Origin of the sequence: Virgisporangium aurantiacum (genome assembly GCF_016863635.1) — a bacterium.
Taxonomy (GTDB): domain Bacteria; phylum Actinomycetota; class Actinomycetes; order Mycobacteriales; family Micromonosporaceae; genus Virgisporangium; species Virgisporangium aurantiacum.
Window position 1 is genome coordinate 1 of record NZ_BOPG01000050.1, and the last position, 13,377, is coordinate 13,377.

The 13,377-nt window shown below is 71.4% G+C and carries 13 protein-coding genes; 2 read left to right on the plus strand and 11 right to left on the minus strand.

The features are described from left to right. From Vau01_RS37785 to Vau01_RS37805, 5 genes are all read right to left on the minus strand, one after another. On the minus strand, positions 1–222 hold a 222-nt coding region (locus Vau01_RS37785; RefSeq protein ID WP_204003834.1), incomplete at its 3' end, for a hypothetical protein. Continuing rightward, positions 219–617, minus strand: coding sequence for a hypothetical protein (locus Vau01_RS37790; RefSeq protein ID WP_204003836.1), 399 nt, complete (start codon positions 615–617; stop codon positions 219–221). The genes Vau01_RS37790 and Vau01_RS37785, both read right to left, overlap by 4 nt. 13 nt (positions 618–630) lie before the next feature. Beyond that, positions 631–897: a hypothetical protein gene (locus tag Vau01_RS37795; RefSeq protein ID WP_204003837.1), complete on the minus strand. Its 267-nt coding sequence runs from the start codon at positions 895–897 to the stop codon at positions 631–633. 26 nt (positions 898–923) lie between these two features. Further along, positions 924–2,564 (minus strand): conjugal transfer protein, encoded by a 1,641-nt coding sequence (locus tag Vau01_RS37800; protein WP_204003841.1) that lies wholly within the window; start codon positions 2,562–2,564, stop codon positions 924–926. A 1-nt stretch (position 2,565) separates the two neighbouring features. After that, positions 2,566–3,201 carry a hypothetical protein gene (locus tag Vau01_RS37805; RefSeq protein WP_204003844.1) on the minus strand — a complete coding sequence of 212 codons (636 nt, stop codon included), beginning with the start codon at positions 3,199–3,201 and terminating at the stop codon, positions 2,566–2,568. Between the two features lie 171 nt (positions 3,202–3,372). On the opposite strand from Vau01_RS37805, the gene Vau01_RS37810 reads away from it, so the two are divergent. Further along, positions 3,373–3,717 carry a hypothetical protein gene (locus Vau01_RS37810; protein ID WP_204003847.1) on the plus strand — a complete coding sequence of 115 codons (345 nt, stop codon included), beginning with the start codon at positions 3,373–3,375 and terminating at the stop codon, positions 3,715–3,717. 126 nt (positions 3,718–3,843) lie between these two features. Next, positions 3,844–4,026 carry a hypothetical protein gene (locus tag Vau01_RS37815; protein ID WP_204003849.1) on the plus strand — a complete coding sequence of 61 codons (183 nt, stop codon included), beginning with the start codon at positions 3,844–3,846 and terminating at the stop codon, positions 4,024–4,026. A gap of 59 nt (positions 4,027–4,085) precedes the next feature. Here Vau01_RS37815 and Vau01_RS37820 read toward each other — a convergent pair whose 3' ends face one another. The 6 genes from Vau01_RS37820 to Vau01_RS37845 form a co-directional block, all read right to left on the minus strand. Continuing rightward, positions 4,086–7,331, minus strand: a complete 3,246-nt coding sequence (locus Vau01_RS37820) for a S8 family serine peptidase (RefSeq protein WP_204003852.1) — start codon at positions 7,329–7,331, stop codon at positions 4,086–4,088. Positions 7,332–7,357: 26 nt separating this feature from the next. Further along, the gene (locus Vau01_RS37825; RefSeq protein WP_204003854.1) at positions 7,358–8,623 is read right to left on the minus strand and encodes a CU044_5270 family protein; all 1,266 of its coding nucleotides are present in this window, start codon (positions 8,621–8,623) and stop codon (positions 7,358–7,360) included. Between the two features lie 9 nt (positions 8,624–8,632). Further along, on the minus strand, positions 8,633–9,196 hold the full coding sequence (locus tag Vau01_RS37830; RefSeq protein ID WP_239152178.1) for an RNA polymerase sigma factor: 564 nt from the start codon (positions 9,194–9,196) through the stop codon (positions 8,633–8,635). 101 nt (positions 9,197–9,297) lie between these two features. After that, positions 9,298–10,776: an MFS transporter gene (locus Vau01_RS37835; protein WP_204003857.1), complete on the minus strand. Its 1,479-nt coding sequence runs from the start codon at positions 10,774–10,776 to the stop codon at positions 9,298–9,300. 150 nt (positions 10,777–10,926) lie between these two features. Further along, positions 10,927–12,861: an ABC transporter ATP-binding protein gene (locus Vau01_RS37840; RefSeq protein WP_204003859.1), complete on the minus strand. Its 1,935-nt coding sequence runs from the start codon at positions 12,859–12,861 to the stop codon at positions 10,927–10,929. Between the two features lie 34 nt (positions 12,862–12,895). Then, complete coding sequence (locus Vau01_RS37845; protein ID WP_204003861.1) at positions 12,896–13,108, minus strand: hypothetical protein; 213 nt, start codon at positions 13,106–13,108, stop codon at positions 12,896–12,898. Positions 13,109–13,377: the final 269 nt, after the last annotated feature.

Below are 13,377 nucleotides of genomic sequence, written 5' to 3' on the forward strand. Positions count from 1 at the left end.
CCGGTCCCACTCCTCGACGGTACGGAACTCCACCGAGATCGTCGGCAACCGGAGATACGTCCACGCGTCGACATCGGTGAGCAGCACGGCGTCGTCGAAGTACCGCACGGACAACCGCGCCGGTAATGCGGTGACCGTACGGTCCTTCCGTTCCCGGCCCGACATCCGTGCGTAGGCGACACCGGCGATCCCGATGACGGCCAGCAATGCGAGCACGGTCATCGGCCGCCACCGTCGGGGATCCACCGCGACGCGGTGAGCACGATCGGCCGGGCCGGGTGCGCGGCCGCCATTCCACCGAGCATGCGTGGCTCCTGGCTGCGCACCGCGATGGCGCCCAGCCACTCTTCCACCTTCTTCTCGTGCGCGACCGGCCGGTCCACCTGGAGCATCAACAGGACGGGTGGACCCGCGTACACCAGGATCGCGATTCCCACGTTGCCGACCAGGCCGCCCAGGCCGAGCAGTGCGCACAGCGGCATCCACACGGCCGCGGCGACCAGACCCGCCAGTAGTTGCGGAATACTGATGCCGTCACGCAGCGGCAGCCGCACGTCGTCGAAGGCGTAGATCCGGACCCGCATGTTCCACGTGTGCGTGAAGGTGCGCACTATCATCGCTGTCCGTCCATCACTGGAAGAGGGATTGAACAAAGCCACTCAGAACTCCGAGGATTTCGTATCCAAAGCTGATCATCGCGTAGACGCACGCCGCGATAGCGAGGTAGCCGAGAAACAACGCCAGTGACCTGTCGTCGCCGCGCAGATACCTGAGGCTGTACACACCGATGAAGAGTGCCGCGATCGGTGCGATGATCCCTTCCAGTTTGTTGGCGATGTTCTGGCCGTCCAGGGCCAACACACCGGATCCGGCCGCCAACTGCACGATGTCACTCACCACGTCGCACTCTCCAGATTGACAACTCAGGTGCCGCTGGGCGGCGGAGTCCTGCTCCCCGGCAGCGGGCCGGAACCCGACACGACGGGCTCCGGCTGACCGCCCGGTCGGGTGGGGGACGCCGTCGGCTCACTCGGTGGCGGCGCAACGCCGCCCACGGCTGGCGCGATCTCCGCCGACTCCACTCCGCCGTGGATGCTGTGGACGAACCACCGCCCACCGATGCTCCGCAGGGCCAACCGGTACGTCTGGATCACCGCACCGCCCGAAGCGGTCCGCCAACGCATGACCACTTCCGCGACGCGCTCGTCGCTTGCGTCGCCGTCACCGCGTAGCGGTACGAACACACGGGTGACGTCCACGAACACCCCTGCGCCACGGAGCCCGGTGATACCGGAGTCCGGCGTCACCAGTTGGGCGAGATCCGGTGACGACACACCGTAGGCCCGGAAGAAGCTGACGATGGTCGGCCTCATCTCCGCCGCGGCCGCGTCGTCGGCCGGCCTGTTCTCAGCCGGAGCACTCGCCGCCGCGACGGGCGGGCACGCGGTGAACGCGGCGTAGGAGGTGATCGCCAACGCGCGTCCACCGTCGGCGGCGGACACCGCCACATCCATGCACGTCCACCCGCCGGGCTCCACCAGCGCCGCGAGGTGCACGACGGCCCGGTGGTCGTCCCGCGTGGTCACCCCGGCCGGCAGCGGCTGCCCGACGACCCGTTGTTTTCCGTGACCGTCCCAACCGTGCTGGTTGTCGGTCCGCTGTGGGAAGAAGACACTCAGCTGTTCCGCGCGCTGGCGTGGATCGGCCTGATCCCAGGTCAGGTAGGCGTACACGAACCGCGCCGCGTACCCCGACGCCTGTGCGACCGGAAACGCGTCGCCCGGCTCGGGTCGGGGCGGGTCGTAGAGCGCCTTGCCCGCAAGCCGGTAGACGCCGTTGACGACGACCACCAGCAGCGCGAACATCATCATCAGCAACAGGACGTGGCGCCGCCAACGGCCACCGGCGAACCGCGACCGGAGGCGTACCTTTCGCGGGCCTCCGTCAAGCGGTTCCACGGTTCCGTTCTCGATGACGAAGCCGGGATCGGGGTCCGTGGCTTCGTCCCCCGCGACGTCCAGCCGATTCTCCAGGCTCGGGGTGTGTGTCTGCGCCGCTGCGGCCGCCGGGCCGATCCCGCCGGGCTTCTTTCTGTTGCGCCCGAAGCGCTTCCGCCGGGTCGGCTCCGCCGGACGGTTCGGCTCGGAGTTCACCGGCGGGGCCGACGGAAGCGATGGGACCGGCGCGGGGGAGGCCGGTGCCGGCTGTGCGTAAGCCGGGGCCGGCGGACCCGGCTGGGCGTAAGCGGGCGCGGCGGGCGGCGGACCCGGCTGGGCGTAGGCGGGCGCGGCGGGTTGCGGATAGGCCGGCGCGGCGGGTTGCGGATAGGCGGGCGCCGCCGGTCGCGGGTAGGTGGCCGGAGCCGGTTGCGGGTAGGCGGGCGCCGCCGGTTGCGGGTGCACGCCCAGGACGCCGTGTCGCACAGCGACGGCAACCTGCGGCGGGAAATGAGACGGTTGCTGCGCCGGTTGCACGGTCGTGCCGTTGCCCGGAGGCGTGGCGTGCGCCCACGGCTGGTGGTAGGTCCCCGCCGGATCCGGGCGGTGCACGTCGTTCTGTGTCATCTCAGCCGGCTTCCTCTGCACGGGTGGTATTCGGCGTTCGTGGCGCGTCGTCGCCGGACCGCGGCACGAGGGCGGCGTACGTGGTCCTCAGTTCGGCGGCGATACTGTCCAGCTCGACCCGGAGCCGGGCGGAGGCCTCGACGTCACCGGCTCTCTCGGCGTCGAGGCCACGGGTCGCCGCGGCGGCGACGGCCGCCGCGACCCGCTCTCGGATCGTCGCCGCGATCCGGTCGTGCTCGACGGGCGGCAGGACGTCGACCGAGTACCCGATGATGTCGTCCCGCAGTTCCTGCAGCACGAGAAGCGTCTCCACGAGGTCGCCCGGCACCTCCCGGGCGCCCGGAGGTCGGTGGGTGAGGCGCCGGTCGACGACGTGGAAAAGCAACGCCAGCCCCAACGCACCCGGCAGGACCAGCCACGAGCCCGGCCCGGACGCGCCGCGAGAGGTGGCGACAACCAACGCCACGAGCAGCACGCCGGACCCGGCGAGCAGTATCACCCGGCCCCGTCGTACCAATGCGACGATGCGTTCGTACTGGGCCTGTGTCTCCGGTGGCGCATCGCCCATGACGAAGGCGCTGTCGACGTGCGGGGTGGCCGTCCACTGTCGGAAGGCGGCGGAAAGCCACCTGGACATTCTCACGGCTCCTCACGTCGACACTTTTCTGATCTTGGCGACACTTGCGAACGGTAGCCTCCCAGATCGCACCGGCGCGACGCTGTCTTCTCGCTTTCGTTCCGCGACAACGCGGGAAGCGCCGCGGCCGGTGTCTGGACGACGGCCGGGTCGGCGTACAGGGTGGTGCGGATGAACGAGAGAACCGGCGTTGTGGTATCCGTCCGCGTGTACTGGCGACGCGACGACACCGGCCGACCCCACCGCCGCCAGCGGATCCGGGTGGAGTATTCCGACGGCACGACCACCCGCCTGGTCACGGGCGAATCCAGCCCCGGTCGGGAGGTCGGGACGGGCGACCGCGTCACCGTGCTGTTGCGGCCGGGCCGGCCGGTCGCCGTCGTGCCGGTCCCCGCGGAGCGCCCCACGCGGAGCACCGTCCGGGTCCGTAGCGGTCTGGTCGCGTACGCCGGTCTGGTCGCGCTGGTGCTTCTCATCGGTGGCGGCATCTGGATCCGCGCGACGTCGGGCCCGTGACCGCGGCGTGACCGTCGACACGGCAGTCAGCGGCGCGAAAGCCGCATGGCAGGGGAGTGAAGGCGGGTTCTGCTTCAGTTGGTGTGCCGAGGTGTTTCCCGACCGGCCCGCGAAAGGAGAACGTCGATGGGCGCGGAAGCCGCCGCACAACTGGTCGTGGAGGCCGCGACGATCCACGCTGTCCACGTCGCCGACGAGGACGGGTACTGCCGCGGCTGCCTGCTCCAATGGGCCCTGCTCACCCGCCACCCGTGCTCACAGGACCGCTGGGCGGTCGCGGTGATCGACGAGCACGCTACCGACCGGTAGCCGCGGCACACACCGGGGCGGGCACGACGTGCATACCCGCCCCGGTTCCGGTCCGGTCGTCAGCGCAGGCCGTACGCCCGGATGATGGTCTCCGTCACGGCGGTCCCCCGATCGTCGGCCGCGGTCGCCCGCAGCGACACGAACCGCGTGCCGGCGGGATGGTGCACGGCAACCGTCCGGTTGAGCCCGGTCCCGTGGACCGTTGCCGGCCTCCACGTCTGGCCGTCGTCGTACGAGACCTCGACCGTGAGCGTGGTCAGGTTCCCGTACGTGGCGCCGGCCTGCTGCTGGACGGTGACCGGATAGGTCGCCGCACCGGTACGGGCCAGATTGTGATCGTCGAGCGTGGGCGCGAACCGCACGGCCAACGCGGGCAGCGTCCCGGCGTCCACTCTGGACGATGCGAACGTCCACGCCGTCGACAGCCGGGTCGAGTACGAGGCGTTGGTCCGGGTCACGTTCGCCTCGAGCCGATAGGTCCCCGGGTCGTCCGGCACCTGGAAGGCGTCGGAGTCGTACGTGGACTCGCCGAGCTGCCGCCCGTCCTTGAAGAGCACGAGCCGCGCCGTGTCCGGACGGCTGTAGCCGATCCGGTCGGCGCCGGACCGGTCGCCGAACAACGGCACCCCGAAGCCGATGTAGGCACCGTCCCGGACGAGGAACGGCGAGTACACCGGATGCGGTGCCAGGCCGGGCCCGAACACCCCGGAGTTCCAGCACTTCACCACGACCTGCCCGCGGCGGTACGTCGCGTCGAGCGGAAAGTACACCGTCTGGAGGTCGGCGTCGCCGGGGCCTTCGCCCGCGCGGAACAGGCCCACGGCCGACTGCCAGGGCAGCTCCGGCGTTCGCAGTTCGGTGATGCCCGCCGGTGTCGTGAGTGGGCCGACCGCTGCGAGCCAGGCCTCCTGGTCCGGCCCGCTGTTGGCGATCCGGTGCTCGACGCGCGCGAACTCGCTGTCCCGCAGGCGTGGGGTCAGGTCGTCCGGCACGTTCCGGTCGTGCTTCCACTCGATCGCGTACGCGTAGGGCGAACCGCTGAACCCACCCTTGCCGTCGGCCCTGCCCGCCATGGCGGCGACCCGGTACGTGAACTGCCCGGCCGGAGCCGAGGTCTGCGACGGGACGACTGTGTAGCGCTCCGGCCGCCCGATGGACTCGTCGCTCCACACCTGCCCCGCGACGGTACGGAAGTAGCCGATGTTCGCGCTCCCGGCGAGCGCGGCACCCGGCCGGTCGAGCCGGAACCCGATCGGCCTGCCCTTGCGGGCGTCGAAGACGAACGTCTTCGAACCGTCCACTGTGTACGAGGGTTCGGCGCCGGTGACGTACCGCCACTCGGGGTCCGCCCCGATCGTCAGGCTGGAGATGACGAAGTACGTACCCTTCGGCAGCCGGACCGTCGATCCGGCCGGGCTTCCGCTGACGCCGGTGTCCACGTTGGCGAAGCTGACGCCGATGAGTTCACGATCGGTGACGGGTACGCCGTCGGGCCCGATCACCGCAACGGTCACGTCGTAGCTCTCCACCTCGCGGTTGAGCGCGACGGGCGTGCGCACCACGGTGTCCCCGCCGGTCGCCACGACGTAGCCCTGGTACTGCCCGTCCGGCCCGTTCACCCGCGGGTCGGCGACGAGATGCGCGGTGGCCGTGCCGTGTGCCGGCACCGTGATGTCGGCCGTGGGCACAGCGAACATGCCCGCCGGAGCGGCGTGCCCGGCCGGGTCCCGCACGTGGGCCTCGAGGTGCAGCGGCACCGCCGTGTCGCCGTCGTTGCGGTACGTGAGCGCCGTGTCGATCGGCTGGTCGTCGGTGTGCGGCCAGGCGACCGTCCTGTCGTCCACTGTGGACGGCGTGACGAACACCGGGCGCTTCGCCGCCGCGGCGACGTCGATCCGGCCCGCGCCCTGTGCGAACACGCTCGCGCCGTCGTTCGTGACGGCCGTTCCCATGAGGGAGGCCTTCAGCTCGGGTGCCTTCCAGCCCGGGTGCCCGCCGGCCAGGATCGCCGCCGCACCCGCCACGTGCGGTGTCGCCATCGAGGTGCCCGACAGGGACACGTAGCGACCGTCCACAGCGGGGTACGCGCGGGCGAACAGCGACCCCTCGGCCAGCGCCGACACGATGCCCACGCCCGGCGCGGTGACGTCCGGCTTGAGCGCGCCGCCCGGGCTGGTGGGGCCTCGGCTCGAGAAGTCGGCCATCGCGTCGGCGCCGTCCACCGCGCCGACCGTGAGCGCCCGTTCCGCCGTGCCGGGGCTCGCGACCGTGCCGGCGCCCGGTCCGGCGTTCCCCGCGGCGACCACGAACAGGGTGCCGGACTGTTCGGTCAGCCGGTCGACCGTCGCGCTCATCAGGTCCTCGGCGCCGTGCGTGACGAAGCCACCGAGGCTCATGTTCACGACCTGTGCGCCCTGCTGGACCGCCCACTCCATCCCGGCGATGATCCACGACTCCAGGCCCTGGCCGTTGTCGCCGAGGACCTTGCCGTTCAGCAGCGTCGCGTCCGGTGCGACCCCGACGTACCTGCCACCGGAGGCGGCGCCGTCGCCGGTGACGACACCCGCGACGTGGGTGCCGTGCCCGAACCTGTCGGCGGTACCCGAGGCGCTGCCCGTGAAGTCGTGCGCCCCGACCACGGCGCCCGCGAGGTCCGGGTGGCCGGGATCGATTCCGCTGTCCAGCACCGCCACCGTGACACCAGCGCCCGTGCGGCCGGCCTTCCACGCCTCCGGGGCGCCGATCTGCGGCACGCTCCTGTCCAGCACCGCCTTCACCTGGCCGTCCAACCAGATCCTGTGCACGCCGGTCGTCAGCGTCTTCGCCCGCGGGTCGGCGACACGCTTCCAGAATCCGGCCGCGTCGGCCTTGTCCAGCGTGCTCGCGCTCCCGTCCACACTGGACAGTGCCGTCGCCGCCGTCAGCCCCGGCGCCGACGTCTGCCCACCGAGAATCAGTGGCAGGGTCGTCCGGCTGCGGTCGTCGTACCCGGACCGCAACAACAGCGACACGTCGAACAGCCGGCGGTCGACCTTCTTCGCGTTCACCAGCGCCACGGCGTCCTCCGGGAACACGTACTCGTCGCCGTTCTCGGTCCGGTGCCGGAACGACATACCCGTACGCCCCTTGCCCGGCACCACGTCCAGCACCTTGGCGAGGTCGCGGTTCCCGCTGACGATCACCCGGTCACCGGTGATCAGCGTGACCGAGAACCCGCTCGGTTCCGTACCGGTCGGTGCCGCGCTCGCCGTGTCCGTTTCCGGGGTCACGACGATCCCCGCCGCGGCGAGGATCAGTCCCGCCATGGACAAGCAGATGAGACGGCGCATCGTCAGCATTCCCCCGGACCGCGCGTGACCACGGAGGGCGCGTTCGCGGCCGGCGGCTCGTCGTTCGTCCAGCGCATCTCCGTCACGGCCTGGTAGCCGATCAGCGCGCCCTTCGGCACCCACGACATGTAGTCGGCCGGCTTGAGCAGGCGGGTCTCGAACGAGAGCGTGTCCCCGGTGTCGGGGCTGAACACGATGCTCACCGCGTAGGGCCCGGCCGAGTCGGCGCGCTGCTCCTCGACCGTGTCGTTGCTGGTGATGGAGACGGCGACGCCGTTGCGGCCCGTGCCGTCCTTCACCGCGCCGAGCGACGTGATGCCGGGCATCCCGGCGAGTACCTTGTACGCGGCGGCGCGAACCTGTGGCGTGATGGGGTTGAAGAACAGCAGGTTCTGCACGCCGCCGAAGAGCGACTCGCCGAGCTCCACGTCGGTCTGGCGCGGCAGGTTCTGCTTCTCGATGACGCCGATCAGCCACTGCCTCAGCGCGGCCGGGTCGGACGGCAGGGCACGGACCTGGTCCGCCGTCAGGTGCTCACCGAGGACGGCGAACTGGGACGGCTCCCCGCCCGGTGTGCGCCTGACCTGGACGCCCGCCCCGGCCCCTGCCCCGTCGTCGGACCTGGAGACCCGGCTCGTCCCGGCGGCGTCGACGGTGTAGTTCCGGTTCGGGTCGGGCGGGCAGCCCGGCCCCTGGTCGATCGGCCAGCTGCTCGGCGACCCGGCCTTCCGCCAGGCCGCCTTGTCCGCGTCGGAGGCGGGCTCGGCACCGGCCCAGCGGGTCTCGGACACGGTGAAGCTGTCCGTCTTCGGGTACCACCGGCTGTTGGCGTAGCGGCCCATGATGGCGTATTCGGCGCCCTGCTGACCGACTCTGATGAGCTGACCCTCCGTCCAGCTGGACAGCCAGTACCTGCCCGAGCCGGGGTCGGTCCGGCGCAGTGTCTGCCCGGCCGCGGCGAACAACAGCTCGTGCGCCGACCGGTTGTCCGGCTTCAGCGGTCCGGTGTCCGGCGGGCGGGCCGACCCGCGGCTGCTGTTCGCGCCGGAGGGACCGGGAGGGTCCGGGCGCAGGGCGTGCGCACCGACCACGATCCCGGCCGACACGGCGATCGCACCGGCCGCGACGGGCACCAGGAGCCGTACCCGCCAGCGCGACGCGGGCTTCGTGGAGATCTGGCGCGTCAGGCGGCGCCGCGCATCGTTCACCGTCTCCACCGACGGCGCGCTGACCGGTCTGGCGCCGGCAAGCAGTTCAAGTTCGTCCACAGTGGAACATCACCTTTCGATTGGGTTGGTGTCGTCCAGGGCGGCGCGCAGCCGTCTTCTGGCGCGATGCAGCCGGGATCCGACCGTGCCCACCGGAATACCGAGCGCCGACGCGACCTCCTCGTGCGACAACTCGCTCCAGACGGTGAGGAGCACGACGTCGCGGTCGCCGGGCTGCAGATCCGCCAACGCGGCGACGAGCCCGTCCCGGGCCGCTGCCGCCGACACGCGGGAGTCGGCACGGTCCACGTCACCCGAGTACGAGGGCTGCGCCGCCACCCGCGCGTGTGCCCGGTAGCCGCGCTCCTCGATTCGCCGATGCTCGCGGACGAGGTTCGTCGCGATCCCGTACAGCCAGGCGCGGACCGTCCCGCGCCCCGGGTCGAAACGGTCCCGCTGCCGGAACGCGACGAGGAACGTCTCGGCCGCCACGTCGTCGCCACCCGCACCGCCGAGCCGTCGCGACGCGTACCCGTGCAGCGCCGTGAAGTACCGGTCGAACAGCGTCGAGAAGCTCTCCGGATCGGAGCGCGACCGCGTCAGCAACTCGGCGTCGTCCCCATCCACTGCCACCTTCGATCCCATCCGGCTCCCTTCTTCGGGTCATGCCTCCCATGTCCTGATTGACGATGCAGAAAATGATCTTCACGGACGCGATGCGCCCGTCCTTCGCCTCATGCGACGGCCGGCTCGGCCGGCGTCTCGACCGCCGGTTCGGCGTCGGCGTCCGTCGACGGCGTGGCCGCACCGGACGGGATGACCAGGATCGACAGCAGGCCGGCCGCTGCCGTCACCACGGCGGCGAGGAGCATGCCGACCCGGTACCCCTCGGTGAGCGCGACCGCCGCGACACGTTCGCCGCCGTTGAGGACGTCGGTGGTGCGGGCGGTGGCGATGGCGACCACGATCGCGAGAGCCAGGGCTCCGCCGAACTGCTGAGCGGTCGCGAACAGTCCGGACGCGAGGCCGGCCTGCTCGGGCCGGGTACCGGAGGTTGCCGCGATGGTGGTGGTGACGAACGCCAACCCGCTGCCCACACCGATCACCAGGGACGGGCCGAGGACGTCGGCCAGGAAGCTGCCGTCGGCGGACATCCGGGAGAACCACGCAAGCCCGACAGCCGTGATCAACAGCCCGGACGCCATCGTCGTCCGGATACCGATCCGGGCGATCAGCGCGGACGCGCCCCCGGCCGTGGCACCGATGGACAGCGCGAGGGGGAGTTGCGCCAGCCCGGCGGCGATCGGACCGTAGCCGAGCACCTGTTGCATGTAGAACGTCAGGTAGAAGAACAGCGGGAACATCCCCATGGCGGTCAGCGCCGACATGATGTTCGCGCCGCGCAGGGCCGCCGACCGGAAGATCCTGATCGGCACCAGCGGGCGCGCCGAGCGGGTCTCGACGACGAGGAAGAGCGCGAGCAGGGCCAGCGCCAGCGCACCCATGCCGAGCGTGCGGGTCGAGAGCCAACCCGCGTGGTTGGCGTTCACCAGCGTGTAGACGAGCAGGGTCAGCCCGCTGGTGACGGTGGCGGCGCCGGCGAGGTCGAACCCGCGGGCGGTCGGGTCCGACGCCTCGGGCAGCAGCCGGTACGCCAGGACGATCACCACGACACCGACCGGCACGTTGACCAACAACGTGGACTCCCAGCCGAGCCACTCCGTGAGCACCCCGCCCAGGATCGATCCGGCGGCGCCACCCACGCCGGCAACCGCGCCGAAAACGCCCATCGCCTTGTTGCGGTCCGGACCCGCCGGAAAGATGGTCATGAGGAGCGACAGGGCCGCCGGGGCCACAATGGCCGCACCGATGCCCTGCGCGGCGCGGGCGCCGATCAGCATCGACGCGTTGACCGACAACGCTCCGGCCAACGACGCGGCCGCGAACAACGCCGTCCCGACCACGAACATCCGGCGCCGTCCGAGCAGATCGGCCGCCCGCCCGCCGAGCAGCAGCAACCCGCCGAACGCCAGTACGTAGGCGTTGGCGACCCAGGACAGGTCGTCCGGCGCGAAGGTCAGTTCCGCCCCGATCGACGGCATCGCCACGCCGACGATCGAGGCGTCCAACACGAGAACGAACTGGGTCACGGCGAGGAGTGCGAGGCTGCGTCCCCGCCGCCGGGTGCCGGTTGTCGTACGGGATCTGTCCATGGCAATGCCCTTCGGGGAAATGCCCAGGTAACGGCTACCAGGGCCGCTGTGATCGTCACAGGAGCGACCCGGGCGGGGGCAGTGTCCAGCGCACGAGTTGGGCTGCGGTCTGCAGGGCCCGGATGTGCAAACCGCACCCGGGCCGCACCCCTATTCGTCGCTGTGCTGGGCGACCTGGAGCCGGAACAGTTCCGCGTAGCGTCCGTCGTGGCGCATCAGGTCGTCGTGGGTGCCGTGTTCGATGATGCGGCCCGCGTCGAGGACGTAGATCTGGTCGGCGCGGCGTACCGAGGCCAGCCGGTGAGTCACGAGGATGACGCTGCGTCCGTCACCGGCGAGGTCGCAGACCCGGTCGAACACCTCGATCTCGGTACGCGGGTCCAGGGCGGCGGTCGGCTCGTCGAAGATGACCACCGACGCGTTGCGGTAGTGGGCGCGGGCCAGGCCGATGCGTTGCCACTGCCCGCCGGACAGCGTGGTTCCGCCCCAGTACTCGCGGGCCAGCAACGTGTTCCAGCCGTTGCCGAGGGCCTCGACCACCTCGTCGGCGCGGCCGAAACGGGCCGCGGCGGCGAGGGCGCCGCGGTCGAAGCGGCGGTTGGTCCGGCCGATGGTGACGTTGACCCGCGCGGTGAACGGCCATTCGACGAAGTTCTGCGCGACCATCGCCACCTGGGCGAACACGCCGGCGCGATCCAGGTCGGTGAGCGGGATGCCGTTCCAGGACACGGTTCCGCGGTCGGGCAGGTACAGGCCGACGAGCAGGCGGGCCAGCGTGGTCTTGCCCGACCCGTTCTCACCGACGAGGGCGACGATCTCGCCGCTGCGCAGCGTCAGGTCGACCCCGCGCAGCGCGGGATGTGACCCGTTCGGGTAGGTGAAGTGCACGTCACGGGCGACGATCTCGCGCGGCGGGCCGGTCACCCGCACGTTGCCGCTGCGCATGCGTTCGGCCTCGGCACGGTCGCAGGCCTGCTGCCAGTCCTGGACGAACAGGCCCTGCTCGTACAGGACGTTGACGGCGGTGACGAGCGCGGTCAGGTGCTGGGTGCCGGTACGGATGGCGAGGACGACGGTGCCGGCGACGGCGAGCGGCACCGCGCCGGACACCAGCAGCAGCCCCAGCCCGCCGTAGGTGGCGAAGCGGGCAAGCCCGGACACCGCCGCGGCGACCAGGTCGGTGCGCGCCTCGGCTCCCGCCAGCCGGGCCTGCTCCTGCTCGGCGAGGGTGGCGAGGCGGCGGTAGTTCTCCAGCAGGTAGGTGCCGGCGTGGTGGGCCCGCAGTTCCTCGGCCGCTTCCGGCTCGGTGAGCAGGGCGGCCAGCATGTCGAGTTGTCGGTTGAGCTCCATCCACCGCTTCATCGACACGAACCGGGCCCGCGCGATCCGCACCGCGCCCCACGCCGACGGCACGATGACGGCCAGCAGCAACGGCAGTAGGGCCGGGTGCAGCAATGCCAGTACCCCGCCCGCGGCCGCGAGCCCGGCGACCGCCTCCAGCAGCGCGACCGTCCCGCTCGTGACCTGGCGCGCGGCGGTCGCGCCACGTTGGGCCGAGGCGAGCAGGTTGTTGAACTCCGCGTCCTGCAGCATGGCCAGTTCGACGTCGACGGCCCGTTCCAGCAGACGGACGTAGGCCACCCGGTCGACGCGCGGGCCGAGGCGCCCGTCGGCCGCCCGGCCGACCGCGGACAGCACGGTGCGGGCGATCCCGGCACCGCTCACCACGGCGAGCGCGGGCAGCGCGGCGACCAGCCGGGCCCGGTCCGGTGGTCCCGCCAGCAGCACGGCGAGGACCTTGCTGGTCGCGAACAGCGCCACCGCCGTCGAGGCGCCGGCCAACAGGTTGCACGCCACCGCGAACGGCAACGTCCAGCGTCCCGCGGCCCAGGCCAACCGGAACGCGATGCCGATCAGGCGGGGCAGGCGCCGCAGGACGGTCCAGAAGCCGAGTTCGGCGGCGGTGCCATCGTGCTGGGCCCACCCGGTGGAGTACCGGATGCCGGTGCCGAACAGCGGGTCGTAGGTAGGAAGACGGCCCGGCCGATGTCGGCCGGGCCTCCGTGTTTCCTTCTGCAGCATCATGCCCGTGCCGGATCGGCACCGGCCAGGGCTCGTTCTATTGGCACCGGCGGCAGGTGTAGTACGTCGGGCAGGCGTTGGTGACGCCGCAGTTGCCGTGGCCGGTGGCCGGGCGGCAGCCGGAGGTGCAGGGAAAGATGGATCCCGTCGCCAGGTTCGGGCTCAGCGAAGTCCCCCTGCCCTCCTCGACCGGGACGATCTGCAGGTCCAGGTCGAACATGAAGTCGTCGGTGATCGTGGGTGCAGTCATTGACACGCTCCTTCGTGAGAACAGCAACGTTGGGTCCCGATTGGCATGGCCCGGGACGGGACCAAGTGTCCACGTCGCCGCTGGCGCATCGATGACGCGCCGACGGCGTCCCGCGTGAGCACGGCGTCCGACGTGAGCGGCGCGCCCGCCGGACGTCGGCGACGTTCGTGCATGCCAGCGCGTGGGCAAACCGCGCCGCGCCGGTGTGCCGAACTGAGCGGACACCTTTTGTAGCCGGGACCGCAAAAAGCGTCCGCACAAGCCCACGG

Excerpts from the sequence above, each read along its gene's own strand:
- Vau01_RS37790 (WP_204003836.1), bottom strand. The coding sequence starts at position 617 with ATGATAGTGCGCACCTTCACGCACACGTGGAACATGCGGGTCCGGATC.
- Vau01_RS37800 (WP_204003841.1), bottom strand. The coding sequence starts at position 2,564 with ATGACACAGAACGACGTGCACCGCCCGGATCCGGCGGGGACCTACCAC.
- Vau01_RS37805 (WP_204003844.1), bottom strand. The coding sequence starts at position 3,201 with ATGTCCAGGTGGCTTTCCGCCGCCTTCCGACAGTGGACGGCCACCCCG.
- Vau01_RS37810 (WP_204003847.1), top strand. The coding sequence starts at position 3,373 with ATGAACGAGAGAACCGGCGTTGTGGTATCCGTCCGCGTGTACTGGCGA.
- Vau01_RS37815 (WP_204003849.1), top strand. The coding sequence starts at position 3,844 with ATGGGCGCGGAAGCCGCCGCACAACTGGTCGTGGAGGCCGCGACGATC.
- Vau01_RS37820 (WP_204003852.1), bottom strand. The coding sequence starts at position 7,331 with ATGGCGGGACTGATCCTCGCCGCGGCGGGGATCGTCGTGACCCCGGAA.
- Vau01_RS37835 (WP_204003857.1), bottom strand. The coding sequence starts at position 10,776 with ATGGACAGATCCCGTACGACAACCGGCACCCGGCGGCGGGGACGCAGC.
- Vau01_RS37840 (WP_204003859.1), bottom strand. The coding sequence starts at position 12,861 with ATGATGCTGCAGAAGGAAACACGGAGGCCCGGCCGACATCGGCCGGGC.
- Vau01_RS37845 (WP_204003861.1), bottom strand. The coding sequence starts at position 13,108 with ATGACTGCACCCACGATCACCGACGACTTCATGTTCGACCTGGACCTG.